Genomic DNA, 26,493 nt, shown 5'->3' on the forward strand with positions numbered 1-26,493 from the left:
GGCGCGGAAGGGGATTCGCCCGCATCCCTTGACATGGATCAGCCCCAAACACATGCCGCTGGCGTAATATCTCCGAGTCGGCATGGGAGAGCCGATGCATTTCGGAGGAGCTATAATGTTTGAAAAATCCATTGGCGCCCTTGGACTGGCGCTGGCCCTGACCGCCTTTTGCGCGGGCGGGACCGCCCTCGCGCAAAGCGCGGGAGAGACCGAATACATGAACGCCTGCGCCGCCTGTCACGGCGAGACCGGCGTCGGCGACGGGCCGCTGGCCGAGTTGATGACCGTCGATCTGCCCGACCTGACGCAGATCTCGGCGAACAACGACGGGGAATTCCCGATGCTCGAGGTGATCCAGATCATCGACGGGCGGAGCGGCATTCGCGGCCACGGCTACCCGATGCCGGTCTGGGGGCAGCGGTTCAAGGAAGCGCTGTCGGTGGAGATCGGCGCCTATGCCAGCGAGATCGTTACGCGAGGACGCATTCTCGCCCTCGCGCAGCACCTGGAATCTATTCAGGCGCAGTAGGGTGCAGCGGGGTCTACGCCCCGGTGCACTAGCCTCTGTACCTCAGGCCCCGTACATCAGGCGCTTTGCTTCAAGCCCCGTGATCCGGCACCTGCCCCGACACCGCGGTGTAGGGCCGGGTCACATCCTTGAGCCGAAGCTCCAGCGCCTCGACCTCGGCGCGCAGCGCGCCGTCGCCGGCGAAGGTCAGCTCGACGAATCCCGCGCCATCCTCGCCCGGCTCGAAAGTCACCGAGAGCAGCGACAGCACCGTGTCGCGCTCGCCCGGGTTCACCCCCTGCGCCGCGACCTTTTGCACATTCTCGATCACCAGCAGCGCGCGCACCCGCTCGGGCGGCGAGGCATGCACGCCGTCCTCGCGGCGCAGCCGGTTGATCAGCAGCGCCAGCCGGTGGTGGCGCTTTTCCCACGCCACGTCGCCGACCGTCAGCACCGAATCCTGCGCCAGCGCCGACAGCACTTGCAGATCCTCGGGGTCCATCGCCCCGAGATTGAGCGGTTGCCCGCCCGCGTCCTCGAATCTTGCGTCCTCGGTCACTCGCCCTTCACCCGTTCGATCTTGGCGCCCACGCCGCGCAGTTTGCGGACCACGTGCTCGTAGCCGCGGTCCAGATGGTAGACCCGGCTTACCACGGTTTCGCCCTCCGCCGCGAGACCCGCGAGGATCAGCGAGACCGAGGCGCGCAGATCGGTGGCCATCACCGGCGCGCCCCGGAGCTTGTCGACTCCGGTGACCCGCGCGGTTCCGCCCGAGACGTCGATCTTCGCGCCCATGCGCAGCAGTTCGGGGGCATGCATGAAGCGGTTCTCGAAGATCTTCTCTTCCAGCACGCTCTCGCCCTCGGCGGTGCAGAGCAGCGCCATCATCTGCGCCTGCAGATCGGTCGGGAAGCCCGGGAAGGGTTCGGTGGTCACGTCCACAGCCTTCACCCGGCCGTTCTTGCGCGCCACCTTGAGGCCGGTCGGGGTTTCCTCGACGCCGATGCCGGCCTCGTCGAGCTTCTCGCAGAAGCTCTTCACCAGTTCGATGGTGCCGCCGAGGCACTCCACCTCGCCGCCGCAGATCGCCGGGGCCAGCATGTAGGTGCCGAGCTCGATGCGGTCGGTGACCACACGGTGGGTCGCGCCGCCCAGCGTCTCGACGCCCTGGATCTCGATGGTGGATGTTCCCTCGCCCTCGATCTGTGCGCCCATCTTGCGCAGGCATTGCGCCAGGTCGACGATCTCGGGCTCGCGCGCGGCATTGCGGACCACCGTGGTGCCCCTGGCCAGCGTCGCGGCCATCAGCGCGTTCTCGGTGGCGCCCACAGAGGCGAAGGGGAACTCGACGATACCGCCCTTGAGGCCGCCCGAGGGCGCCTTGGCATGCACGTAGCCCTCGCGCAGGTCGAGCTCGGCGCCCATCGCCTCGAGCGCCTTGAGGTGCAGGTCCACGGGGCGCGCGCCGATGGCGCAACCGCCGGGCAGCGAGACTTCGGCATGGCCGAAGCGCGCCAGCAGCGGGCCGAGCACGAGGATCGAGGCGCGCATCTTGCGCACGATGTCATAGTCGGCGCGGGTCGAAGTCAGCGCGTGGCTCGACATCGCCAGCACCTGCCCGTCGTTCAGCGCCTGCACCTCCGCTCCCAGCGACTGCAGCAGCAGCGTCATGGTGCGGATGTCCGACAGGCGCGGCGCATTGGTCAGCGTCAGCGGCTGGTCCGACAGCAGCGTCGCCGGCATCAGCGTGAGGCAGGCGTTCTTTGCACCGGCAATCGGAATCTGTCCCGAGAGCGGGCCATTGCCCGTGACGACGATCGAATCCATTAGCTGTCCTTTTCACTGCTCGGCCCGTCTTCGGGCTTATTGTCGTCTGGTGACGCGGCATCGCGCGCCTTCGCCTGTGCCTTGCGCCGTCCGAGATTCGCCTTCAACGCCGCCTTGAGGCGGGCATCCCGGTCGGTCGCAGGCTTTTTTTGCGGGCTCGATTTGGGCTTCATGAACTTTCTTTACTTGAGACGCAAAAAACCGTCCAGATTGCGCTTGCACCCCCCGGCGTTTGCCCTTAGACACCGCGCCACGCCACGAGGCACACCGACGCAAACAAGCGCGGGACGCCAAAAAGGCAAGACGGCGCTGCTGTAGCTCAGAGGTAGAGCACTCCCTTGGTAAGGGAGAGGTCGAGAGTTCAATTCTCTCCAGCAGCACCACTCATCCCCCTGAAAAACTTACGTTTCTCGGTACGAGTTGGTGCGCGCCGCAGCGCCTGCACGGCGCATCGCAGGGTTCCGCACGTCGCGGTTGTCGTTCGTACACGCGGCTTTTTCCCGACAATCAGAGACTTGTCGGAATGCGCGCCACCTGGACCGCACCGCCGCCTCAAGACCTGCCGCGACGACACCCGCGGAGGGCCCGAGGAAAGCGCCGCTCCGACGCCTGACAAGCCGCCCCAACGCCATCCGGCTGCGGGCCGGAAAACGGGTCGCGACACCTCCTCCCGATTCCACATCGCCCCGGCTCGAAAACCGCCCGCGACTCGCGCGAAGTGACCTACCCCGTGCGACTCGCGGGCGCGCAAATGCCCGCTCAGCCGGGCACGCCGTCATCGGCCAGCGCCCGGTTGCGGTAGCGGCGGTCCTCGGTGACATCCGCGCCGAACCAGTCCGGCGGAGTGAAGGCACGGGCGGCCTCGACCGTGTCGAATTCCACTTCGACCAGCACCAACGGCGCCAGCGCCCCGGCGAAGACGTCGAGCTCGAAGCCGGTGCCATCCGCCAGCGCGCCGACGTAGCGGGTCTTTTCGACCACCCGTCCCCCGGTTGCAGGCCAGAGTTCCTCGAATTGCTCCCGGCCGATCTCGATCTCGCGCTCCATGCGCGTCAGCCCGCCCTCGGACTTCAGCGTCAGGAAATAGGCCCCACCCTTCTCGCGCAGGCGCAGCTCGACGGAATCGCCCTCGAGCGTGACGTAGCCCTGCCGCACCGGCTTGGCCTTCAGCCCCTCCAGAACCGGCAGGCGGGCGACGAGGAACTTGCGCTCGATCTCCACACCGCCGCTCATTTGCCGAACACCCGCGCCACGAGCTCATCATGCAGCGCGCCATAGGCTGTGCTCGCCGTGCTCGACGGCGCCGAGACCATGACCGGCGCGCGATGCACGCCCATGCGCTCGACGTCCGAGGTGAAGGGGATCGCCGACTTCAGCAGCCGCTTGCCGTGCTCGCGGCGCATCTCGTCCATCGTATCGCCATGCAGCGACTTCACCCCCTGCGCCATCGAGAAGAAGCCGTGCAGCTTTTTCACCGGCAGGTCGTGCTCGCGGAAGAACTCCTTGAGCTGTTCGAAGGTGCGCTGCGAGAGCGTCGTGGGGATCACCGGCACGACGATGGCATCCGAGGCACGGAAGACGTTCTCCGACAGGGTCGAGATGTTCGGCGGGCAATCCAGCAGGATCACGTCGTAGTCGCCCTTCACCGCCTTCAGCGCCTTCTTCAGCCGCGAGCGCGAGTTGCGCATCCGCGCAAGGAAGACATCGAAGTCGCGGAAGGTCATATTGGCGGGCAGGATGTCGAGGTTGTCGAAATCGCTGCCGCGGATCGCCTTGGTGAAACGCGCCACGTCCTCGAAGAAGCGGGCCTCTGTCAGCTTCTTCGAGGGCTTCACCCGGAAATAGAACCCCGACGCGCCCTGCGGGTCGAGATCGCAGAGCAGCACACGGCGCCCGCCCTGCGCCAGCGCATAGGCGAGGTTGACCGAGGTCGCGGTCTTCCCCACGCCGCCCTTGTTGGAATAGCAGGCGATGATCTTCATTCTTTTCCCCCGTGGAATAGATCGCGGAACGTCTGGCGGGTCTCGTCGCTGTTGAAGGCGGCAAAGCTGTCCACCACCCGCGCGCGCTCGGCCAGCTGGCGCTCGTGCAGCACGAGGACCAGCGCGCCGACGCTCTGCGCGACCTGCAGGTTGCCCGGCGTGCCCCCCTCGAGGCGGCCGAGAAACTCCTGCAGACTCTCCTGCTGGACCGAGTAGTCGTTGAACAGGCCAAGGTTGTCCTGCAGCTTCTTCAGCGGCTTAATCAGCCGCTTGAACGGCCCCGCCGGGAAGAGCGGCGTGAAGAACTCCATGAGATAGCGCAGTTTCTTGCAGTGGATGCGCAGCTCGTGGACCTCGTGGTCCGGTGTGCCCGCATCGATGCCCTCGGCGATGGCGCAGATCTTGCGGTAGCGCTTCCAGATCAGCTTGCAGGCGAAGTCGTAGGCAGGCAGATCGGCCCGCTTCCCCTGCGCCAACTTCTTGCGCTTGTCGAAGAGCTTGATGAGCGCGGTGATTTCCTTGCGGTAGCCGGCGCTGCGCAGGTGACCGGAGAGGGCCTTCTGCGCCTCCTTCCGCTCCTCGGCAAACAGCGCGAACATGCGGTCGAGCCCGGCGTGCAGGCTGTCCGGCACCATGCCGTAGAAGGCGTCTCGTTCCAGCAGGTAGACATCGAGATCGCGCAGCCGGCCGGTCGGCACCATGAGCGCCGAGAAGCGCGTCTTCAGCTCGGCGGTCAGCTCCGGCTCGTAGACATCCTTGAACAGGCTCAGCACCGAGCGGATCTTGCGCAGCGCGATGCGGTAGTCGTGCAGGAACTCGGTGTCGTCATCGGCGATGACCCCGGCCTCGTTGGCCCGCGCCACCGGCAGATAGGCGGCGATGATATCACTCGCCGCGTCGAACGCCTCGGTGTAGCGGTCCAGCGGCACGACCGGCTTGGGGCTGTACGCGTCGAGCCCCGGGAAGAGCTGACTGTAGAGCGCGTCATCGTCGAGCGCGCTGCCGCCCGCCGCCTCGATCATGCGACGCAGCCGCGCCAATGCCTTGTCGTAGCCGCGCAGCCCCTGCAGCTGCAGCACCGTCGCCCTGCCGCCGTCGGTGGCGTCGAGTTCCAGCAGCACCGCGCGCGCCTGGGTCTTCTGCTCATCGTCCAGCAGCGCGAGAGTTCCGCGCCGCAGCGCGCCAGCCCCCACAGGCAGCAGGCAGCGCAGCGGCGAGAGGTCCGAGAGCGCCGCCTTCACCGGCCCCTCGGGGAAGTCGGCGACGAAGCGGGCTGCCGTTCCGCCGGCCTGACAGAGCGGCGCGCCGCCCGGCTGCAGCAGCTCGCTCCGGCCCTCGGTCGCGATCAGCATCCGACCGGAGGTGCGCAGCTCCTGGTCGAACGTGTCGCGCACCAGGAAAGGGGCCGCACCCTCCTGCCAGGACAGCGCCGCGACCATCCCGCCGGAGACCGCATCCGTCAGCCCCTCCGGCCCCGCCTCGGGCAGCAGATAGAGCGGTAGGTCTTCTGGAGTCATCGTGCCTTCTTTCTGCTCTTGCCCAGGTAGTCCTCGATCAGCGTCTCGACGATCTTCTGCACGCTCGAATCCTCCTCGATCGCCCGCAGTTTGAGCGCCTTCAGCGTCTTGCCGCTGAGCCGCAGGGAGGTGTTCTTCTTTTCCTCCCCATCCTTTCCGCCCTTGTCCTTGGACAGCTTGACCTTCGCCATGTCGATCACCCGCTTAAAAAGTGACGTCATGATGTCACCCAAACCCCGGGCCTGCAACGCGATTTCCCGGAGACTCGCGCGAGCCGGTCACGCGGTCCCGCAGGCCGGTCACTTCATCTGTTCGTGAATGAACAAGGGCCTGTTGATGACAGGCGCGCGGCGAATGAATAGATGGATCGCATGGCTGACGAAGGAGATGCAGACCATGCGGAACCTCTTAGTACTCGGGCTGGTGCTTGCCGCCGCCACGCCCGCCTCCGCGCAGAGTGACAAGGCGGCACGCTGCGAGACCTCGGCGAAGACGGTCATGGAAGCAGTGCAGGCGCGTAAGGACGGAATTCCCCTCAGACGCACCGAGCGCGAACTGCGCCGGGCGCTCGACCGCGACACCGGCGCCACGCTGGCGCAATGGATCTACGAGCTGCCCGAGGACCAGTTGACCCTCGACGTCGGCCGCGACTGGGAGCAGAAGTGCCTCTCGCAGTGAGCGCGCGCATCTGCCCGCACCGCTGCCCTCACCCCTGAACGGCTCCGACGTCGCGCTTCCGCGTGGCACCGGAGTCGGCTATCCGCAACGAATGATGAAATCCCGGGTCGAGTCGCATGGACTCGGCCCCATTGTGCATTGATACTCCGAGCATGAGTCTTCCACCCGGTTTCCTCGACGAGTTGCGCACGCGCACGAGCCTGTCTCAGGTCGTGGGCCGCAAGGTCATGTGGGACAACCGAAAATCGAACCAGGCCAAGGGTGACATGTGGGCGCCCTGCCCGTTCCACCAGGAAAAATCCGCCTCCTTCCACGTCGATGACCGCAAGGGCTTCTACTATTGCTTCGGCTGTCACGCGAAGGGAGACGCGATCTCCTTCATCCGCGAGAGCGAGAACGTCGACTTCATGGAAGCCGTCGAAATCCTCGCCCGCGAGGCCGGGATGCAGATGCCCGCGCGCGACCCGCAGGCGGCGCAGAAGGCCGACCGCCGCAGCCAGCTCGCCGAGGTGATGGAGCAGGCGCTGCGCTTCTACCGGATGCAGCTGCGCACCGCCGCCGCCGCCGAGGCGCGCGACTACCTCGAACGCCGCGGGCTGAAGCAGGACGTGCAGGACCGCTTCGAGCTGGGCTTCGCCCCCGCTGGCTGGCAGAATCTCTGGGACCACCTGCGCGGACAGGGCGTGGCCGAGGATCTGATCCTCGGCGCCGGGCTCGCCAAGCCCTCGGACAAGGGCCGCGCGCCCTATGACGTGTTCCGCAACCGCATCATGTTCCCGATCCGCGACGGCCGCGGCCGCGCCATCGCCTTCGGCGGGCGCGCGATGGACCCGCGCGACAACGCGAAATACCTCAACTCGCCCGAGACCGAGCTCTTCGACAAGGGCCGCAACCTCTACAATCATGCGCCCGCGCGCGAGGCAGCGGGCAAGGGCCAGCCGCTGATCGTCGCCGAGGGCTACATGGACGTGATCGCGCTCAGCGAGGCGGGCTTCGGCGCCTCCGTGGCGCCGCTCGGCACCGCGGTCACCGAAAACCAGCTCGCCCTGCTCTGGCGCATCGCCGACGAGCCGGTGATTGCGCTCGACGGCGACAAGGCGGGCTTGCGCGCCGCCTACCGGGTGATTGACCTCGCCCTGCCGCTTCTGGTGCCGGGCAAGGGGCTGCGCTTTGCCATCATGCCCGAGGGGCAGGACCCCGATGACCTGCTGCGCGCCAAGGGGCCGCAGGCGGTGAAGGCGGTGCTCGACCAGGCGCTGCCCATGGTGCAGCTGCTCTGGCGGCGCGAGACCGAGGGCAAGGTCTTCGACAGCCCCGAGCGCAAGGCGGCGCTCGACGCCACGCTGCGCGCCGCGATCAAGCGCATCCAGCATCCCGACCTGCGCCGCCACTACGGCGACGAGATCAAGGATCTGCGCTGGCAGCTTTTCCGCGCCCGCCGCGGCGGCAATGCGGGCGGCAGCTTCGGCGGCTCCGGCCAACGCAGCCCGTTCCGCAGCGGCCAGCGCAACCAGCGCTGGGGCCAGGCGGTGACCATCGCGCCGAGCGCCGCGGCCAAGTCGTCGCTGTTGGTGGCCGCCGGCGAGACCGCCGAGCTGCGGCTGCGCGAGGATGTCATTCTCGCCGTGCTGCTGCGCTACCCCGGGCTGCTGCCGGAGTTCGAGGCGCCGCTGGAAACCCTGCCGTGCCAGGACCCCGCTCATGCGACCCTGCGCAGCCTGCTGCTCTCCGGCGTTTCCGACGACCCCGACACGCTGCAGGACGAGGCGATGCAGAGAATCGGACCCGAGGCCCTTGATTCCCTCCTCGCGGCACGCCATGTGGCAGTCGTACCCTGCCTGCGACATTTCGGTGACACCGAGCTCGCCCGCCTCACGGTGGCCGAGGAATTCGCCAAAATCGCCGCCCAGGCAGGTCTCGTGGCTGAACTTGCGGAGGCTTTGGAGGATATGGAAAGCCTTGCGGACGAAGCCCTTACCTGGCGGTTGGGTCAGGCAGCACAGGCGCGCAACCAGGCGGTGATGAACCGCTCGGAAGACGATGTGGAATTCGACGTGGGCGCAAACGGCGCCCGGATGGACAAAGAAGAACGCAGCGCCTTCGACGCGCTGCTGCAGCAGATTCGCTTTTCCAAGGGTCAGAACTAGATGACCATTTAGGGAAACTGGAGGAAAAACGGGTACACGGGTGGCCGAATCATTTGATTCCCCCCATGATTCGCGAAATCGAATCACTTCACTTGCGCGAGTGCCGGCCAGAACCGGCCCCTCCCTTTGACGGAGCACTTCATGGCAGCCAAAGACAACGACGACGCCAAGCCGGAAACTCAGGACGACGCACACAGCCTCGACATGAGCCAGGCCGCGGTCAAGAAGATGATCGCCGAGGCGCGCGAGCGTGGCTTTATCACCTACGACCAGCTGAACCAGGTTCTGCCGCCCGATCAGGTCAGCTCCGACCAGATCGAAGACGTGATGTCGATGCTCTCCGAAATGGGCATCCAGGTCACCGAAGAGGACGAGGAATCCGAGGACGGCGACGACAAGAACAAGGGGTCGACCGATCTCGTCGACGCCTCGCGCGGCCGCGACGTCGCCGTGTCGTCGGGGGGCACCGAAAAGCTCGACCGCACCGATGACCCGGTGCGCATGTATCTGCGCGAGATGGGCTCGGTCGAGCTGCTCTCGCGCGAGGGCGAGATTGCCATCGCCAAGCGCATCGAGGCCGGCCGCAACACGATGATCGCAGGCCTCTGCGAGAGCCCGCTGACCTTCCAGGCGATCACCATCTGGCGCGAGGAACTGCTCGGCGAGGAAATCCTCCTGCGCGACGTGATCGACCTCGAGGCGACCTTCGGCAACCAGCTCGACGAGGACGGCGAGCTCGACGAGCCCGTGGTCGGCACCGGCACCACCGAGGCCGCGGCGCAGAAACCGAAGAGCAACGAGCCCGAGCTCGACGCCGACGGCAACCCGATCCGCCGCGATGACGACGAGGACGAGGACGATCAGGCCAACATGTCGCTGGCCGCGATGGAGACCGCGCTGAAGCCGCGCGTGCTCGAAACCCTCGACACGATCGCCGCCGACTACGAGACCCTCTCGGAGATGCAGGACGCCCGGATCAGCGCCACGCTGAACGAGGACGGCTCCTTCTCGGCCGAGGACGAGGCGCAATACCAGCGCGTGCGCTCGGAAATCGTCGTGCTGGTGAACGGGCTTCACCTGCACAACAACCGCATCGAGGCGCTGATCGACCAGCTCTACGGCATCAACAAGCGCATCATGTCGATCGACAGCTCGATGGTGAAACTGGCCGACCAGGCCCGCATCAACCGCCGCGAGTTCATCGACGAGTACCGTGGCCGCGAGCTGGATCCGAACTGGATGGATCACATGGCGGCCAAGGACGGCCGCGGCTGGCAGATGTTCATCGAGCGCTTCTCGGACAAGGCCGAAGAGCTGCGCGCCGACATGGCGCAGGTCGGCCAGTACGTCGGCCTCGACATCAGCGAATTCCGCCGCATCGTCCAGCAGGTGCAGAAGGGCGAGAAAGAGGCACGCCAGGCGAAGAAGGAAATGGTCGAGGCCAACCTGCGCCTCGTGATCTCCATCGCCAAGAAGTACACCAACCGCGGCCTGCAGTTTCTCGACCTCATTCAGGAAGGCAACATCGGCCTGATGAAGGCGGTGGACAAGTTCGAGTACCGCCGCGGCTACAAGTTCTCGACCTACGCCACCTGGTGGATCCGCCAGGCCATCACCCGCTCGATCGCCGACCAGGCGCGCACCATCCGCATCCCGGTGCACATGATCGAGACGATCAACAAGCTGGTCCGCACCGGCCGCCAGATGCTGCACGAGATCGGCCGCGAGCCGACCCCGGAAGAGCTGGCGGAAAAACTGCAGATGCCGCTCGAGAAGGTCCGCAAGGTGATGAAGATCGCCAAGGAGCCGATCTCGCTCGAAACGCCGATCGGCGACGAGGAAGACTCGCAGCTCGGCGATTTCATCGAGGACAAGAACGCCATCCTGCCGCTCGATTCGGCGATCCAGGAGAACCTCAAGGAGACCACCACCCGCGTGCTCTCCTCGCTCACCCCGCGTGAGGAACGGGTTCTGCGGATGCGCTTCGGCATCGGCATGAACACCGACCACACGCTGGAAGAGGTCGGCCAGCAGTTCTCGGTGACGCGCGAGCGGATCCGTCAGATCGAGGCCAAGGCGCTGCGCAAGCTCAAGCACCCGTCGCGGTCGCGCAAGCTGCGCTCCTTCCTCGACCAGTAAGCCCGGAGGTTCGCCCATGTCTTTCTGGTCCCGCCTGTTCGGCGGCGGAAGCTCCGACACCGCAAAGGCCCAGCCTCAGGCGGAGGCCGTTGAGTACAACGGCTTCCGCATCTACCCCGAACCGCAGCCGGCAGACGGTCAGTTCCGCATCGCCGCCCGGATCGAGGGCGAGGTGAACGGCGAGACCAAGGTGCACGAGCTGATCCGCGCCGACGTCATCCGCGACCACGGAGAGGCCGTGGAAGCCTCGCTGCGCAAGGCCAAGCAGATGATCGACGAACAGGGCGCCCGACTCTTCGGCTGACCCGTCGGCCTGTCCCAATGCAGAACGCCGCCCCCCGGGGCGGCGTTTCTCTTTGCCCGGCTACTTCTCAAGGTCCCGCCGCATCCGCCACAGCCGGTGCCCGGCGAAGAGCGCCACCAGCAGCACCGGCAGCGCCAGCAGCAACTCGGTGCGGTCGACGTGCCCCCAGATGCGGCGCACCAGAGTGCCGATGCCATGGCCGATCACCACCATTGCCACCGCCCAGACCAACGCCGAGAGGCAAGTGATCGGCAGGTAGAGCGCCGGGCGCAGCCGCGCGCCGGTGGCCAGCAGCACCGGCGTCACCGTGCGCATCCCCGGCAGGAAGCGGAACACCGAGGCCAGCAGCACCGGCCGCCCGAGAAACCGCCGCGCCATGCCCTTCGAGACCGGATGCGCCAGGATGCGCAGCACCCGCGGGTGGTCGCGGTAGCGCCGCGCCAGCAGGAAGATCGCCACATCCGCCGTCCAGCCCCCGGCCCAGGCGGCGGCCAGCGTCGGCCAGAGCGGCAGGAGCTGGTGATGCGCCAGAAGCCCCGAGGTGATCGCCACGGTGTCGCCCTCGAGCGCGCAGCCGAGATAGACAATGATCAACCCGTACTTGGCGATCAGCGCATCGATCATCCGCGTGGCACCCCCCTTTTACATCCCGTAGTCCGCGACCATGCGGGCCAGTCCTTCGTCCAGCGACACCCGCGGCGCCCAGCCCAGCACCTCCCGGGCGCGGGAGATGTCCAGCACGCTCGACTTCACCTCCAGTGCCGAGGGCTCGCTGACGAGGTTGAGATTCCGGCCGGTTGCTGCCTCCATCTTCGCGATCAGCCCGTTGAGCGAACAGCCCTCCCCCGCGCCGAGGTTGAGCCGGGTCACCGGGCCCGGCAGCGGTCCGGCCACCACCCGTTCGACCCCTGCGCAGAAATCATCCATGTGCAGGTAGTCGCGCGAGGTCTCGCCGCTGCCGTAGACGGTGAAGGCGGCACCGCTGGCCAGCGCATCCAGCAGCAGCCGCATCACCCCGCGCTCGCGCCCCGGCATCGCCGTGCCATAGGGATTGCCGAGCCGCAGCAGGGTCAGCCGGAAGCCGTGCTGCGCCGCGAGGAACAGCAGCGCCTCCTCGACCGAGAGCTTGTGCAGCGCGTAGTAGCCCTTGGGCTGCGGCTCGCGGGTCTCCGGGATCGGCAGATCCTCGGTGTCGCCATAGACCGCCGCGGTCGACAGGTAGACGAAATGCCCGCGCCAGCCGCGCGCCACCAACGCCTCGACGAAGTCGGTCTGCGGGCGGGTGACCTCCTGCGCCAGTTCGGCGATCGAGCCGAAGCGCCGCCGCGCGTCCGACAGGCCGGCGCAATGCACGATGGTGGCATGCGCATCGCCCGGCGCCAGCCAGCCCGGGTGCAGCGCGTCGCTCACCCGCACGTGCGGCAGCTCCGGCGCGCCCTCGGGCAGCGCGCTGCGCGAGATCCCGGTGACCGGCAGCCCCGCCGCGTGGAAATGGCGCAGGATCTCGAAGCCGAGGATGCCCGCGCATCCGGTCACGTAAGTCTGCGTCGCCATGCTGATGCCCTGCCTTTTCGATCCGGAAATGTCCCCTACCGGGATAGACAGGCTCCGAGGTCCCGGCAAGCGGCAGCCGCTCCGCGCCGCCCCCTGGCCACACGCCTTTCGCGCCGGGGATGGGCCTGTGACCGGTGCGCGCTAAATCACCCGGAACACTGCCCTTATTGCCGCTGCGCCTAGCCGCCCGTGTTCCGCTGCGTTAAGGTGCCCGCATGGTTTCGAGAAAGGACAGTTCATTGCGCCCTCGGCACTCTCTGATTTCCCTGAGCCTCGCCCTGGGCCTCGCCGCCCTGCCGGCCTCGGCCTTTGAAACGCTCAGCTTCGCATTTCCCGAACTCGACGAGGATATCCAGGATCAGATCACCAGCTTTTCCGCGCTGGTGCGGGTCAAATCCGACGGCAAGACCGAGGGACCGGACGTGCTCGCCGCGGCGCTGCAGGACTACGGGATCATCGTCGAGACGCTCTATTCCAACGGCTATTACGGCCCCGAGGTGTCGATCCGCATCGACGGCCGCGAGGCGGCGGACATCCCGTTGCTGAGCACCCCGGATGCGGTGAACCGGGTCGACGTGCTGGTCAAGCGCGGCCCCAGCTTCCGCTTCGGCCGCACCGATGTTGCGCCGCTGGCCCCCGGCACCGAGCTGCCCAATGACTTCGCGCGGCGCGAGCGCGCCCGCGCCAGTACCATCACCAGCGCCGCCCAGGCCGCCGTCGACGGCTGGCGCAACGTCGGCTACCCCAAGGCCGAGCTGACGCGCGAGAACGTGACCGCCAACCACGTGAGCCGCTACGTCGACGTCGATCTCGGCGTGACCACCGGCCCCCGGCTGCGCTTCGGGCGCCTGCTGAATGTCGGCAAGAGCGAGGTGCGGGGCAGCGCCCGCCGCCGGATCGCCGGGCTGCCCACCGGCGAGATCTATGACCCCGCAGAGGTCAACGCGGCGGTTGATCGGCTCACCCGCACCGGCGCCTTCGCCACGGTCACCCTGCGCGAGAACGACCAGCCCAATCCCGACGGCACGCTCGACTACACGCTGCAGGTGGTCGACTCGAAGCCCCGCCGCATCGGCGCCGGCGCCGAGATCAGCTCGCTCGAGGGCCTGTCGCTGACCGGCTACTGGCTGCACCGCAATATTCTCGGCGGCGCCGAGCGGCTGCGCTTCGACGCCTCGATCACCGACATCAGCGATCAGACCGACACGCTCGACTACACGCTCACCGGCCGGCTCGACGTGCCCGCGGTGATCGGCTCCGAGACCGACGGTTACCTGCAGGCCGAGCTGCAGCACCTGCAGGAGCCGAATTACGACCTCGACAGCATCGAGCTGACCCTCGGCATCAGCCGCCAGCTCACCGAGTATCTCTACACCGAGATCGGTGTCGGCTATCTCTACTCGGAAACCTCCGATGACCTTGGCGACCGGACCTTCGAGCTGCTGACCCTGCCGATGAAAGCCGAATACGACCGCCGCGACAACGAGTTCGATCCGCGCAAGGGCTTCTACATCCTGACCGAAGCGACCCCCTTCCTGAACCTGCGCGACGATCCCAACGGCGCACGGCTCTACGGCGACTTCCGCGGCTACCTCGCGCTTGGCGAACGCGAGCGCTCGGTGCTGGCCGGGCGGGTGATGCTCGGCTCGGTGGTCGGGCCGGACATCGACGAGACCCCGCCGGACTACCTGTTCTACTCGGGTGGCGCCGGCACCGTGCGCGGCCAGCCTTACCAGTCGCTGGCCATCGACGTCGGCGACGGTGACACCATCGGCGGCCGCAGCTTCGCGGGCCTTTCAGCGGAGTTTCGGCAGGACATCGGCGAGAGCCTCGGCGCGGTGCTCTTCTACGACGCGGGCTACGTCGGGCGCGACAGCACCCCGGGCGGCGATGACGGCGAATGGCACGCCGGCGCCGGCATCGGCGTGCGCTACAAGACGGGCATCGGCCCGCTGCGCTTCGACGTCGCCATGCCCGCCGGTGGCGACACCGGCGACGGCGTTCAGATTTACCTCGGGATAGGACAGGCGTTTTGACCCTTCTCAAGAGATTTCTTTTTGTTCTGATCCTGCCGCTCATTCTGGCGGTGCCCCCTGCCCTCGCGCAGGAGGAAGACGAGGACGGCGGCGGCTTTCTCGAACGGCTGATCGAGGATTCGCTCTCCGGCGCCGGGCGCGATGTGCGCATCGTCGGGTTTCGCGGCGCGCTGAGCTCCGAGGCCACGCTGGAGCGGATGACCATCGCCGATTCCGAGGGCGTCTGGCTGACGCTCGAGAACGCCACGCTGAACTGGCGCCGCACCGCGCTGCTGCGCGGCCAGCTCGTGGTCAACGAGCTGAGCGCCGAGCGGCTGGCCGTCGCACGTGCCCCGATCTCCGAGGGAGAGCCCCCCGCCCCCGAGGCGTCGGGCGATTTTGCCCTGCCGGAGCTGCCGGTCTCGGTCGACATCGGCGCGCTCAACATCGCCCGCGTCGAACTCGGCGCCCCGCTGATGGGCGAGGAAATCGCGCTCGAGGTGCAGGGCTCGGCCCGGCTCGCCGATGGCGAGGGCGAGGCCGACCTGTCGGTGAACCGCCTCGACGGGCCGCAGGATTCGCTGACCCTCGCGGGCAGCTATGCCAACGAGAGCGGCGCGCTGAACATCGACGTCGCGCTGGAAGAGGAAAGCGGCGGCATCGTCGGCAGCAAACTCGGCCTGCCCGGCGCCCCCTCGCTGGCGATGACCGTGCAGGGCGAGGGCGAGCTCGACGATTTCACCGCCGACCTGCAGCTTGCCACCGACGGCGAGGAACGGCTCGGCGGGCAGGTCACGCTGCAGGGCAGCTCCGAGGCCGGGCGCCAGTTCAGCGCCGACCTGTCTGGTGACCTGCGCCCGCTGCTGCCCGAGGAGCACCGCGAGTTCTTCGGCCCCGAACAGAGCCTGCAGGTCTCGGGCCTGCAGGGTGCCGATGGCACGCTCGATCTCGACACGCTGGATCTGCAGACCGCCATGGTCTCGCTCACCGGCTCGGCGCGCATCGGCGCCGACGGCTGGCCCGAGCTGATGCAGCTCGATGGCGAGATCGCCTCGGACGATGGCAGCCCGGTGCGGCTGGCCATGTCCGGCGACGTGACCATGGTCGACAATGCCACGCTGACCCTCGACTTCGACGCGTCGCAGGGCGAGGCCTTCACGCTTGATCTTGTCGCCGAAGGCATCGACCGCCCCGACATGGTGATCGCCCGCGCCGACATCGCCGGGCGCGGCACCATCCGCCGCAGCGCCGGCGACTCCCTGCCCGGCGGGGTCGAGGCGCAGCTGACCTTCGACGCCTCGGGCCTCGACTTCGCCGACGCCTCGATGGCCGACGCCGCGGGCGAGGAGCTGAAGGGCGTCATGCAGATCGACTGGCAGGCGGGCGATCCGCTTTACCTGCGCCAGATCGACTTCGGCGGCGCGGGCCTCTCGCTCGCCGGCGACGTGACCTTCTCGGGCCTCGGCAACAGCGGCAATATCATAATCGAGCCCGATCTCAGCGTGAAGGCCGAGGACATCGGCCGCTTCTCCGGCCTTGCCGGGCGCGAGCTGGGCGGCGATGCCGACCTTGCCGTGAAGGGCACGCTGGAGCCGGTCGCGGGCCGCTTCGACATCACCGCGCAGGGCCGCACGCTGGACCTGAAGACCGGAGTACCGCAGGCCGACGGCCTGCTCGAGGGCGAGGTCGAGCTCTTCGCCTCTGCCGTGCGCAACGAGGAAGGCACCGAGCTGCGCCGCCTCGATCTTTCGGGCGAGGGCCTGACCGCCGTCGCCGAAGCCAAGCTGCAGACCGGCGGCAGCACCGGCACCTTCGACATCTCGATCCCCGACGTCTCGAAGGTGCAGGACGGGCTCTCGGGCGCCGTGCAGGTCTCCGGCACGCTCGACGAGACCCCCGAGGCCTATCGCCTCGATATCGAGGGCAGCGCACCGGGCGGCACCGATCTCGACGGTCTGGTCACTGCCACCAAGCTTGAAGAAGGCGGCATCGCCGCCGTGCGCTTCGAGGGTGACGCCGCCGCACAGGATCTCTCGGCCTTCGCCCCGCTCGCCGGAAAACCTCTGGCGGGCGGCGTCGACCTGAAGACCGACGTCACCTACACGCTCGACGGCGGCGCCATCGACGCCGTGCTCGACGGCACGCTGAGCGACGTCGAGACCGGCATCGCGCAGGTGGACGGGCTGCTCACGGGCACCGTCGATCTCGATGCCTCGGTGGCCTATGACGGCGATCTGGCGCAGATCCGCCAGCTCACCGTGAACGGCCAGGCGGTGCAGGTCACTGCCGAGGGCGAGGTCTATACGGCCGCTCTGCTCGGCGGCACGCCCACCCCCGGCGCAGGCCAGAGCAACGCCAGCTTCGACATCTCCCTGCCCGACATGTCGCTGATCCAGCCCGAGATCACCGGCCCCGCGCGGATCACCGGCACGCTGCAGGAAGACGGCACCGCCTACCAGCTCGACCTCGACGCCTCCGCCCCCGGCGATTTGCGCATCGACGGGCAGGCCAGCGCCGAGAAACTGGCCGATGGCAGCCTCGGCACGGTCACCTTCGACGGCGACGTGGCGGCCTCGGACCTGTCGATCTACGAGCCGCTCGCCGGGCGGGCGCTGTCGGGCGGGCTGAACCTGACCGCCGACGTCTCCTACGACATGGCCACCGGCGCCGCCGACGCCGTGCTCGACGGCACCACCCGCGACCTCGGCACCGGCATCGCGCAGGTCGACGGGCTGCTCACCGGCACCGTCGATCTCGACGCCTCGGTGGCCTATGACGGCGACCTGGTGCAGATCCGCCAGCTCGACGTGAACGGCCAGGCGATCCGGGTCACCGCGCAGGGAGATGTCTACACCGCCGCGCTGCTCGGCAAGGCGCCATCGGAGACCAGCGGCCTGAGCGACGCGAGCTTCGACATTTCGCTGCCCGACATGTCGCTGATCCAGCCCGGCGTCACCGGCGGCGCGCAGCTCCGCGGCACGCTGCAGGAGAGCGACGGCGCCTACCAGCTCGACTTCACCGGCTCCGGCCCGGGCGAGGCGAGCGCGCAGGGCCAGCTCACCGCCGAGAAGCTCGGCGACGGCCAGCTCGGCACCCTGGGCTTCGACGGCACCGCCTCCGTCGCTTCGCTTGGCGCCTATGCGCCGCTGGTCGGCCAACCGCTCGCGGGCGGGGTCAACTTCGACGGCACCGTCGCCTACAACCTTGCGGATGGCAGCCTCTCGGCGGACGGGCGGCTCGACACACGGTCGCTGGCGGTCGGCATCCCCACCGTCGACCAGCTGGTCGGCGGCGACGGCAGCGCCGTGGTGCAGCTGAGCCGAGACGCGGACGGCGCGCTGAACGTGCAGCAATTCGAGGTGCAGACCGCCGAGATCACCGCCACCGCCAACGGCACCTACGGCACCGGCGACAGCAGCATCACCTACAACGTCGCGCTGCGCGATCTCGGCCTGCTGGTGCCGCAGCTTCCGGGCCGCGCCACCGCCGAGGGCACGCTGGCGCTGAACGGCGGCCAGTACCAGGTGCAGACCAACCTCACCGCCCCGGGCGGCACGCAGGCGCAGGTCTCGGGGAGCATCGCGCAGGACTTCGGCAGCGCCGACCTCGCGATCACCGGCAACGCGCCGCTCGAGCTGGCCAACGAGGTCGCCGCGCCCAACCTGCTGTCCGGCATGGCGAACATCGACATGCGGCTGAACGGGCCGCTGGCGGTCAACTCGCTGTCGGGCAACGTCACGGTCAACGGCGCAAGGGTCATCGTGCCCACCGCCGGGCTCGAGTTCACCGGGCTCAACCTCAACGCCAATATCGCCGGCGGGCAGACCAATCTGACGGCCACGACGGCGCTCGCCACCGGCGGGCAGATCAATGTCGACGGCACCATCGGCATGAGCGGCAACTATCCCGCGGACCTCAACATCGCGCTCAACCAGCTGGTGCTCGAGGACCGTCGGCTCTACCAGGTGCAGCTCGGCGGCAACGTCACGATCTCGGGGCCGCTGCTCACCGGACCGACCATCGGCGGCGAGATCCTCATCGACAACGCCGAGATCCGCATCCCGGAAACCGGGCTCGGGCCGGGAAGCCGCGGCTTCGCGCTGACCCATGTCCGGGAGCCTTTCGGCTCGCGCATCACCCGCATCCGGGCCGGTCTGATCGACGAGGAACAGCAGACCAGCGGCGCGGCCTACTCTCTGCCGCTCGACCTAGTGATCCGGGCCCCGCAGCAGATCTTCGTGCGCGGCCGGGGCCTCGACATGGAGCTGGGCGGCGCGCTGCGCATCACCGGCAGCTCGACCGACGTGATCCCGCAGGGGCGCTTCGACCTGATCCGCGGCCGGCTCGACATCCTCGGCCAGCGGTTGACACTGGACACCGCGACCATGGCGCTCACCGGCGATTTCATCCCGACGCTGGACATTGCCGCCACCTCGGAGGTCGAGAGCACCACGGTGACTGTCAGCATCACCGGACTGGCCACCGAGCCGGAGGTCGAGTTCACCTCGGACCCCTCGCGCCCCGAGGAGGAGGTTCTGGCGCTGCTGCTCTTCGGCCGCGACATCACCGAGATCTCGGGCTTCCAGGCGCTGCAGATCGCCGCGGCGGTGAATACCCTCGCGGGCCGGGGCTCCGGCGCAGTGGACAACCTGCGGCAGGGGCTCGGGCTGGATGACCTCGACGTCACCACCAACGACGAGGGCGAGGCGGGGCTGCGGCTCGGCAAGTACATCTCCGAGGACATCTACACCGATGTCGAGGTGAACTCCGGCGGCAGCAGCGCGGTGAACCTCAACATCAAGATCACCCCCAGCCTCAAGGCCAAGGGCAGCGTGACCTCGGAGGGCGACAGCACCATCGGTCTTTACTACGAGCACGACTACTAGGCACGCACCTGCGTGCTGCGAAAAGGGCCCCTCGCGGGGCCCTTTGCTTTTGAGACGGGCAGGTTCCCGGGGGCGGCAGCGGACCAATGCCCTCGGGCGATCCAGAGGCAACGCTTCCCCGATCCCACGGGCTGGAAGCCGCCGCTGCGCGGTCGGTCACGGCCAGACGGGCGCGCCCTCCAGCCCGGCGGTTTCCGGCAACCCGCAGATGAGGTTCGCATTCTGCACCGCATGTCCGGCGGCCCCCTTGCCAAGGTTGTCGACCGCACCCATCGCGATCACCAGATCGCGCTCCGGGTCGGCCGCGTAGCCGACGAAGGCAAGGTTCGACCCGGTCGCCCACTTGGTCTGCGGTGGCCGGTCGGTGACACGAACGAAGGGCCGCTCCGCGTAGAAGGCCCGGGCCGCCTGCTGGCATTGCGCGGTGGTGGCTGAGCCGCGGCCATAGATGGTGACCAGCACCCCGCGGGTCATCGGCACCAGATGCGGCGTGAACACCAGACCGGCGGCGCTGCCGCCGCCGATCTGCTCGATCGTCGTCGCCATCTCGGGCATATGGACGTGCTGCAGCAGGCCATAGGGCTGCAGGTTCTCGTTGCTCTCGGCGTAGCCGAAGCTTCCGCCGCCGCCCCGGCCCGCGCCGGAAATGCCGGTCTTGGCGTCGATCACGATATTGCCCGGTGCGATCAGACCGGCCGCGAGCAGCGGCGCCAGCGCGATCAGCGTTGCGGCGGGGAAGCACCCGGGATTGGCCACCCGGGTCTTGCCCCTGATCTGCTCCGGCCAGACGTCCGCGAGGCCATAGGTCCAGCCCGGCGCGTAGCGATGGTCGCCGCCGATGTCGACGATTTTCACCCCCTCGGGAACCCGCGCCAGTGCCTCGGCCGAGGCACCGGTGGGCAGCGAGGCGAACAGCAGGTCGAGGTCGGGGAGCGCCTCCGGATCCCACTTCCGGATCACCAGATCCGCAAGCGCTTGCGGAACCCCGGGGAAGCGGTCGACCAGCCGGCTGCCCGCGCTGCCTTCGCCCGCGGCGTAGACAAGGTCGAAAGACGGGTGGCCCGCGATCAGACGCAGCGCTTCGCCGCCGCCAAAACCGCTGATGCCGACAATGCCGACGCGAATGCTCATGGTGATGTCCTTCCAGAGTGCAGAAAACAGAAAACCCCCGGAGCCGAGGGCTGCGGGGGTTCAGGAACGCGGGTCGGAGAGGCTCCGGCGAGCGGTATCTACCTGTAGGGCTACCGTGCCGGAGGACGCTGATCGACGCGCAGCCCGAAGAGCCGCCGCAAGGAGCTGCGGCGTCGGCGTCGATCAAAAAGGGTCGGGTTCCCAAGCATGGGACAGAGACATGTCTTCAAGCGCGGGCCCGGTCAAGAGAAATATGCACGGTGTCCACATGGGCTGCCGCCGGGCACGCCCCCGGGACACCCACGAGCCGGGCCTCAACGCGCACCCCGGATCCCCGGGGCGCGTGCATGGGCAGGGGTGCAGGCCAGCCCGCTCTCAGAGCCCCAGCGCGGCCTCGACCTCGGCGAGCGTTACTGCCCCCGGCGCCGCGCCCTCGCGCACCAGCCGGGCGGCAAGCGCCGTGAACCAGTCGTTGCCCGGCGTGGGCACGCCATGCTGCCGGCCCAGCAGCGAGACCTCGCCGTTGAGATAGTCGGTCTCCACCGAACCCGCGCCGCGCGCGAGGCTCTGCGAGGTCGAACTCCCGACGCGGGTCACACCCGGAACCTCGACGATCTTGAGATCCGGCGCGCGCTTCTCGTCATTCTCCGCAGGGTCCGACCAGGCGATGCCCGCCTTGGCCATCACCGCCTCGGCCTCGGCCTTCAGCGCCGCGGTCACCGGCGTGCCGTCGACCTCCTCGCCAAGCGCAGCGCCCACGATGTTACCGAGGTTCATCAGCAGCTTGCCGTATTTGCGCTCCATCACCGCATCGCGCGTGGCCGAGGGGAATCCCGCCGCCTCGAGCCGCGCAACGAGCGCGTCATCCGCGGCATCGGTGCCCGCCGGAAAGCCGCCGATGTCGAACGAGCCGAGACAGGGCGCGCCGTAGCAGACCACCTCGCCGGGCTGCACGAAATCCGCAGGCAGCATGACGGTGACGCCGTGCACGTTGGGGAAGTAGCGCTGCGCCAGCCGCTCGTTCTCGACGCCGTTCTGGAAGCAGAAGACATGCTGGTCCCGCAGCCCGGCGTCGCGCAGTTGCAGGAGCGCCGCTTCGCTGTGCTGGGTCTTCACGCAGAGGAAGATCACGTCGTCCTCGCGCAGCGCCGCCTCGGCGGGCGTGGCCACGCAGGGGAACTCGGCCTGCAGCGCGCCCTCGGGCGTCAGCAGGGTCAGCCCGCCGCTGCGGATCGCCTCGAGCTGCGCACCGCGGGCGATGCCCAGCACCTCCTGCCCGGCAAGGGTGAGCTTGACCGCCAGCGTGCCGCCAACCGCGCCGACACCGAGGATGACGATCCGGCTCATTCCACCGCCTCCGGCAGCGGCAGCCCCCCGATCTTGGCCAGCAGCGAGACGATTTCGTCGACGCCCTTGCCGTGCTTGACCTGCGCGAAGACGAAGGGCTTGCCCGCCCGCATCCGCGTTGCGTCGCGCTCCATCACCTCGAGCGAGGCGCCGACGTAGGGCGCGAGATCGGTCTTGTTGATCACGAGGATATCCGACTTGGTGATCGCCGGGCCGCCCTTGCGCGGGATTTCCTCACCCGCGGCGGTGTCGATCACGTAGATCGTCACGTCGGCCAGCTCCGGCGAGAAGGTCGCCGAGAGATTGTCGCCGCCGCTCTCGATCAGGATCAGGTCGAGGTCGGGGAAGGTCTCGTTCAGTTCGGCGATGGCGGCGAGGTTGATCGAGGCATCCTCGCGGATCGCCGTGTGCGGGCAGCCGCCGGTCTCGACACCCTTGATGCGGTCGAGCGGCAGGATCTGCTGGCGCATCAGCTCCTCGGCGTCCTCGCGGGTGTAGATGTCATTGGTCACCACGGCCATCGACAGCCGGTCGCGCAGGGCGCGGGCGAGCGCCGCGGTGAGAGAGGTCTTGCCGGCGCCCACGGGGCCGCCGAGGCCGACGCGGAGGGGTCCGTTGGGGGAAGTCATATGGTCTCCGTCAGGTATCAGGATCTGAAGATGCGGGAATAGAGCGCCTCGTGGCGCTGGCTGGCAATGTCCGAAAGCGGGGAGAAGCCGCCGACCTCGTCGAGCGACGCCTCGATCGCCTGCGCGGCGAGCGCCTCGCAGAGCGGCGAGAGCGCGCGGATCACCCCCTGCCCCTCGGTCTGGCCGAGCGGGATCAGCCGGATGCCGGCGGCAGCGAGGTTCGAGGCAAAGGCCTGCAGGTAGAGCTGCACCGCGGGCAGCAGCGGCAGCCCCAGCGCGCGCACCGCCTGCCCCACCGCCACGGGATAGGGGGCGGGCAGGATGTCGGCCTGCCAGAGATCGCGCACCGTGCCGGCAAAGGCCTCGCCCTGCTTGACGGTCTCGAGCCGCCGCTCCGCCGAGGGCGTGAGCGCCGTGGCCAGTTCCGCCAGTTCGGCGGCGTCGGCGCCCTGTGCGACCTGCGCCAGCAGCACCGCGTCGCTCCAGCCCGCGCCGTGGCGCAGCACCGCCTCGAGCCAGCCCTGCAGCTGCGCGGCGGTGTTGACACGCCCCTCCTGCACCAGCGTCTCGAGCCCGTGCGAATAGGCAAAGGCGCCCACCGGGAAGGAGGGCGAGAAGAGCTGGTGCAGCGTCAGCAGCGGATCAGTGGTCATGCGTGTGCGCGTGGCCGTGGGAATGGCTGTGGCTGTGCCCATGGCCATGCTCATCGTCGTGCGAGTGCGCATGGCTGTGCGAATGGGAGTGGCTGTGCGAATGGCTGTGCGCCTGCCCCTCGGGCCCGTGCGAATGTGAGTGGTCGTGGCCATGCGTCCGGCCATGACCGTAGGCGCCGCCCTCGGGGGTGAAGGGCTCGGTCACCTCGTCCACCGTGGCGCCAATGTGGGCAAGCATGTCGCGGATCACGTGGTCGCGCTGGATCAGCAGCCGCGCGGCCTCGATCTGGCAGGGGGTGTGGCGGTTGCCGATGTGCCAGGCGAGACGCGGCAGGTCGTCCCCGCTCACCGCCAGCAGCGGCTCGGCGGCGGCCTCGACACGCACCGTGCGGCCGTCGGTCAGCACGAAAGCATCGCCCTGGTCGAGGCTCTCGGTATGCGCGAGGTCGACGAGGAAGCTCTCGCCCTGGTCGCTCTTCAGCACCTTGCGGCGCAGGAATCGGTCTTCGTAGCTGAGCGTGACCGTCAGCGCTGGGGCGGGCCCGGCGCCCTTGCGGGCGATCTCGTGGGACACGGACAGGCTGGTCGAGGGGGCTGTCATGGGGAAGGCTCCGGGGATCGTCTGGATTGCGCCAGCACCCTCGGTCCAACCGCCGGAAAAGGCAAGGCCACGCGCCGGGATCACCGGGGCGTGGCCTTGGGATGCCGAGTTCTGCGGCGCTTGCGCCCCGCGCGGGAACTCAGAGGTAGAAGACGTCCTGGAAGACGTGACGTGCGATGTCTTCGCGACGGATGCCACGTGCGGCCAGTTGCTCGTCCGAAAGACGCTGCAGCGCTTCGATCTTGCGCAGACGCGGGTTTGCTTCACCCATTGCCACGAGGCCGTTGCCGATGGCGGCGAAGAAGCGCGAGAAGAACGGTGCCTGCTCGGCGCGTGCGGTTGCAGTCAGAAATGCCATTTGGAAACCTATCCTAGCGTTTGGTGTTGGCGTTCGGTTTTGGTTTCCTCCCTTGACACCCAAGATAGGTCAGCGGTCGGGGAACAACAAATGCTGCATGTGCATAGCCGGCCCGCCAGCCATGCAGAGATCACAGATAATTTTGTTTCGCCGAGCGAACTCCAGTCGTAGCAAAATTATTAGGCGCTCAAATCGACGTCAGTTTGCGAAAAACTCTTCCGAAAAACCCATACAGACACGGCATTTAGCCATAGTCAGCCATGCACCAGGGGCGTGGCTGCCGATTTTCCGGGCATATCTCGAACCCGCGGGATCCGGCACGACCTGCGCCGAATGCAGGGCTGCGGCAGCGCCAAGCGGGCTGCGACTCGCCCCCCTGAACGCAACGACGCCGGCCCGCGGAAACGGACCGGCGTCATGATCTCGGGGCCGCGCTCGGGCGGCCTACCCCAACCTCAGTAAAGGAAGTAGCGCTGCGCCATCGGCAGTTCCTTGGCCGGCTCGCAGGTCAGCAGCTCGCCGTTGGCGCGGACCTCGTAGGTTTCGGGGTGCACTTCCACATGGGGCAGCGCGTCGTTTAGGATCAGGTCCTTCTTGCCGATGCCGCGGGTGTTCTTCACCGCGACGGTCTGCTTGGCGAGGCCGAGCTTGTCGCGCAGCCCGTCGGCCTGCGCCGCCTCCGAGACGAAGATCACCGCCGAGTTCTCGACCGAGCGGCCATAGGCGCCCCACATCGGGCGCGTGTAGACCGGCTGCGGGGTCGGGATAGAGGCGTTGGGATCGCCCATCTGCGCGCAGACGATGGTGCCGCCCATGAGAACCATCTCGGGCTTCACGCCGAAGAAGGCCGGGTTCCACAGCACCAGATCGGCGCGCTTGCCCTCTTCGATCGAGCCGATCTCGCGACTGATGCCATGCGCGATGGCCGGGTTAATCGTGTACTTGGCGATGTAGCGGCGGACGCGGAAGTTGTCGTTGTCGCCCTGCTCCTCGGCCAGCTTGCCGCGCTGCTTCTTCATCTTGTCGGCGGTCTGCCAGGTGCGGATGATCACCTCGCCGACGCGGCCCATGGCCTGGCTGTCCGAGGCGATGATCGAGAAGGCGCCCATGTCGTGCAGGATGTCCTCGGCGGCGATGGTCTCGCGGCGGATGCGGCTCTCGGCGAAGGCCACGTCCTCGGGGATCGACTTGTCGAGGTGGTGGCAGACCATCAGCATGTCGAGGTGTTCCTCGAGCGTGTTGGCCGTGTAGGGGCGTGTCGGGTTGGTCGAGCTGGGAAGCACGAACTCCTCGCCGCAGATCTTGATGATGTCCGGCGCGTGACCGCCCCCTGCCCCCTCGGTGTGGAAGGCGTGGATGGTGCGGCCCTTCATCGCCGCCACGGTGTTCTCGACGAAGCCGGATTCATTCAGCGTGTCGGTGTGGATCATCACCTGAACGTCCCAGTCGTCGGCGACCGACAGGCAGGTGTCGATGGTGGCGGGCGTGGTGCCCCAGTCCTCGTGCAGCTTGAGGCAGCAGGCGCCGCCCTTGATCTGCTCTTCCAGCGCGGCGGGCAGCGAGGCATTGCCCTTGCCGGCGAAGGCGAGGTTCATCGGGAAGGCATCGGCGGCCTGCATCATCCGGCCAAGGTGCCATGGGCCGGGGGTGCAGGTGGTCGCCAGCGTGCCATGCGCCGGGCCGGTGCCGCCGCCGAGCATGGTGGTCAGGCCAGAGTGCAGCGCGTCCTCGATCTGCTGCGGGCAGATGAAGTGGATGTGGCTGTCCATGCCGCCGGCGGTGAGGATGCGTCCCTCGCCCGCGATCACCTCGGTGCCCGGGCCGACGATGATGTCGACGCCCGGCTGGGTGTCGGGGTTGCCCGCCTTGCCGATCTTGGCGATGCGCCCGTCCTTGAGACCCACGTCCGCCTTGTAGATGCCGGTGTGGTCGACGATCAGCGCGTTGGTGACCACCGTGTCCACGGCGCCCTGCGCGCGGGTGTACTGCGACTGGCCCATGCCGTCGCGGATCACCTTGCCGCCGCCGAACTTCACTTCCTCCCCGTAGAGATCGCCATTGCCGCCCGCGCCCGAACCGGCGCGCGAGGCGGTGAGGTCGCGTTCGACCTCGATGATCAGGTCGGTGTCTGCAAGCCGCACCTTGTCCCCGGTGGTGGGGCCGAACATGGCGGCGTAGTCGCGGCGGGAAATCGTTGCGGGCATTCGGGTCGTCCTC

General features: G+C 68.1%; 23 protein-coding genes and 1 tRNA gene. 8 read left to right on the plus strand and 16 right to left on the minus strand.

Features of this window, described 5'->3' with window-relative positions; all coding sequences use genetic code 11:
* Positions 1-115 precede the first annotated feature (115 nt).
* Positions 116-529 carry a c-type cytochrome gene (locus LC039_RS04270; protein ID WP_226621827.1) on the plus strand — a complete coding sequence of 138 codons (414 nt, stop codon included), beginning with the start codon at positions 116-118 and terminating at the stop codon, positions 527-529.
* Positions 530-599: 70 nt separating this feature from the next.
* Here the strand turns inward: LC039_RS04270 and LC039_RS04275 are convergent, their stop codons facing one another.
* Genes LC039_RS04275 through LC039_RS04285 form a run of 3 tightly spaced genes read right to left on the minus strand, consistent with a single transcriptional unit; the run spans position 600 to position 2,508 of the window.
* A complete protein-coding gene (locus tag LC039_RS04275) occupies positions 600-1,067 on the minus strand; it encodes a DUF2948 family protein (RefSeq protein ID WP_226621828.1) in 468 nt (155 codons plus the stop codon).
* The gene (gene murA, locus LC039_RS04280) at positions 1,064-2,335 is read right to left on the minus strand and encodes a UDP-N-acetylglucosamine 1-carboxyvinyltransferase (protein WP_226621829.1); all 1,272 of its coding nucleotides are present in this window, start codon (positions 2,333-2,335) and stop codon (positions 1,064-1,066) included. Before murA ends, LC039_RS04275 begins: the two co-directional genes overlap by 4 nt.
* Positions 2,335-2,508: a hypothetical protein gene (locus tag LC039_RS04285; RefSeq protein WP_226621830.1), complete on the minus strand. Its 174-nt coding sequence runs from the start codon at positions 2,506-2,508 to the stop codon at positions 2,335-2,337. Before LC039_RS04285 ends, murA begins: the two co-directional genes overlap by 1 nt.
* A 135-nt stretch (positions 2,509-2,643) precedes the next feature.
* Here LC039_RS04285 and LC039_RS04290 point away from each other — a divergent pair.
* Positions 2,644-2,718, plus strand: a tRNA-Thr gene (locus LC039_RS04290).
* Between the two features lie 376 nt (positions 2,719-3,094).
* Here the strand turns inward: LC039_RS04290 and LC039_RS04295 are convergent.
* From LC039_RS04295 to LC039_RS04310, 4 genes are read right to left on the minus strand one after another with little or no spacing between them, the layout of a single operon-like run.
* Complete coding sequence (locus LC039_RS04295) at positions 3,095-3,568, minus strand: CYTH domain-containing protein (RefSeq protein WP_226621831.1); 474 nt, start codon at positions 3,566-3,568, stop codon at positions 3,095-3,097.
* Positions 3,565-4,317, minus strand: a complete 753-nt coding sequence (locus LC039_RS04300; protein ID WP_226621832.1) for a ParA family protein — start codon at positions 4,315-4,317, stop codon at positions 3,565-3,567. Before LC039_RS04300 ends, LC039_RS04295 begins: the two co-directional genes overlap by 4 nt.
* A complete protein-coding gene (locus tag LC039_RS04305; protein ID WP_226621833.1) occupies positions 4,314-5,834 on the minus strand; it encodes a CHAD domain-containing protein in 1,521 nt (506 codons plus the stop codon). The genes LC039_RS04300 and LC039_RS04305 overlap by 4 nt, the downstream gene beginning before the upstream one ends.
* Entirely contained in the window at positions 5,831-6,055 is a 225-nt protein-coding gene (locus tag LC039_RS04310; RefSeq protein ID WP_226621834.1) for a hypothetical protein, read from the minus strand. Before LC039_RS04310 ends, LC039_RS04305 begins: the two co-directional genes overlap by 4 nt.
* A 175-nt stretch (positions 6,056-6,230) precedes the next feature.
* Between LC039_RS04310 and LC039_RS04315 the strand changes: the two genes are divergently transcribed.
* The 4 genes from LC039_RS04315 (at position 6,231) to LC039_RS04330 (ending at position 11,102) form a co-directional block, all read left to right on the plus strand.
* Positions 6,231-6,512, plus strand: coding sequence for a hypothetical protein (locus tag LC039_RS04315; protein WP_226621835.1), 282 nt, complete (start codon positions 6,231-6,233; stop codon positions 6,510-6,512).
* A gap of 152 nt (positions 6,513-6,664) precedes the next feature.
* A complete protein-coding gene (gene dnaG / locus LC039_RS04320; protein ID WP_226621836.1) occupies positions 6,665-8,659 on the plus strand; it encodes a DNA primase in 1,995 nt (664 codons plus the stop codon).
* Between the two features lie 141 nt (positions 8,660-8,800).
* Positions 8,801-10,798: an RNA polymerase sigma factor RpoD gene (gene rpoD / locus LC039_RS04325; protein WP_226621837.1), complete on the plus strand. Its 1,998-nt coding sequence runs from the start codon at positions 8,801-8,803 to the stop codon at positions 10,796-10,798.
* A 16-nt stretch (positions 10,799-10,814) separates the two neighbouring features.
* On the plus strand, positions 10,815-11,102 hold the full coding sequence (locus LC039_RS04330) for an HlyU family transcriptional regulator (RefSeq protein WP_226621838.1): 288 nt from the start codon (positions 10,815-10,817) through the stop codon (positions 11,100-11,102).
* Positions 11,103-11,162: 60 nt separating this feature from the next.
* Here the strand turns inward: LC039_RS04330 and LC039_RS04335 are convergent, their stop codons facing one another.
* The gene (locus tag LC039_RS04335; RefSeq protein WP_226621839.1) at positions 11,163-11,726 is read right to left on the minus strand and encodes a DedA family protein; all 564 of its coding nucleotides are present in this window, start codon (positions 11,724-11,726) and stop codon (positions 11,163-11,165) included.
* Positions 11,727-11,744: 18 nt separating this feature from the next.
* Positions 11,745-12,656, minus strand: coding sequence for an NAD-dependent epimerase/dehydratase family protein (locus LC039_RS04340; RefSeq protein WP_226621840.1), 912 nt, complete (start codon positions 12,654-12,656; stop codon positions 11,745-11,747).
* Positions 12,657-12,895: 239 nt separating this feature from the next.
* On the opposite strand from LC039_RS04340, the gene LC039_RS04345 reads away from it, so the two are divergent.
* Both LC039_RS04345 and LC039_RS04350 read left to right on the plus strand, forming a co-directional pair.
* On the plus strand, positions 12,896-14,692 hold the full coding sequence (locus LC039_RS04345) for an autotransporter assembly complex protein TamA (protein ID WP_226621841.1): 1,797 nt from the start codon (positions 12,896-12,898) through the stop codon (positions 14,690-14,692).
* On the plus strand, positions 14,689-19,557 hold the full coding sequence (locus LC039_RS04350; protein ID WP_226621842.1) for a translocation/assembly module TamB domain-containing protein: 4,869 nt from the start codon (positions 14,689-14,691) through the stop codon (positions 19,555-19,557). Before LC039_RS04345 ends, LC039_RS04350 begins: the two co-directional genes overlap by 4 nt.
* A gap of 156 nt (positions 19,558-19,713) precedes the next feature.
* On the opposite strand, the gene argC is transcribed toward LC039_RS04350, so the two are convergent.
* The 7 genes from argC to ureC all read right to left on the minus strand — a co-directional run bounded on the left by argC (position 19,714) and on the right by ureC (position 26,480).
* The gene (gene argC / locus LC039_RS04355; protein ID WP_226621843.1) at positions 19,714-20,688 is read right to left on the minus strand and encodes an N-acetyl-gamma-glutamyl-phosphate reductase; all 975 of its coding nucleotides are present in this window, start codon (positions 20,686-20,688) and stop codon (positions 19,714-19,716) included.
* 375 nt (positions 20,689-21,063) lie between these two features.
* Positions 21,064-22,035: a ketopantoate reductase family protein gene (locus LC039_RS04360; RefSeq protein ID WP_226621844.1), complete on the minus strand. Its 972-nt coding sequence runs from the start codon at positions 22,033-22,035 to the stop codon at positions 21,064-21,066.
* Positions 22,032-22,664: an urease accessory protein UreG gene (gene ureG / locus LC039_RS04365; protein ID WP_226621845.1), complete on the minus strand. Its 633-nt coding sequence runs from the start codon at positions 22,662-22,664 to the stop codon at positions 22,032-22,034. Before ureG ends, LC039_RS04360 begins: the two co-directional genes overlap by 4 nt.
* Before the next feature lie 17 nt (positions 22,665-22,681).
* The gene (locus tag LC039_RS04370) at positions 22,682-23,317 is read right to left on the minus strand and encodes an urease accessory protein UreF (protein ID WP_226621846.1); all 636 of its coding nucleotides are present in this window, start codon (positions 23,315-23,317) and stop codon (positions 22,682-22,684) included.
* On the minus strand, positions 23,307-23,918 hold the full coding sequence (locus LC039_RS04375; RefSeq protein WP_226621847.1) for an urease accessory protein UreE: 612 nt from the start codon (positions 23,916-23,918) through the stop codon (positions 23,307-23,309). The genes LC039_RS04370 and LC039_RS04375 overlap by 11 nt, the downstream gene beginning before the upstream one ends.
* 139 nt (positions 23,919-24,057) lie before the next feature.
* Complete coding sequence (locus tag LC039_RS04380) at positions 24,058-24,276, minus strand: DUF1127 domain-containing protein (protein ID WP_226621848.1); 219 nt, start codon at positions 24,274-24,276, stop codon at positions 24,058-24,060.
* A gap of 455 nt (positions 24,277-24,731) precedes the next feature.
* The gene (gene ureC / locus LC039_RS04385) at positions 24,732-26,480 is read right to left on the minus strand and encodes an urease subunit alpha (RefSeq protein ID WP_226621849.1); all 1,749 of its coding nucleotides are present in this window, start codon (positions 26,478-26,480) and stop codon (positions 24,732-24,734) included.
* Positions 26,481-26,493: the final 13 nt, after the last annotated feature.

It is taken from the genome of Alloyangia pacifica (genome assembly GCF_020524285.1).
Lineage (GTDB): Bacteria > Pseudomonadota > Alphaproteobacteria > Rhodobacterales > Rhodobacteraceae > Salipiger > Salipiger pacificus_B.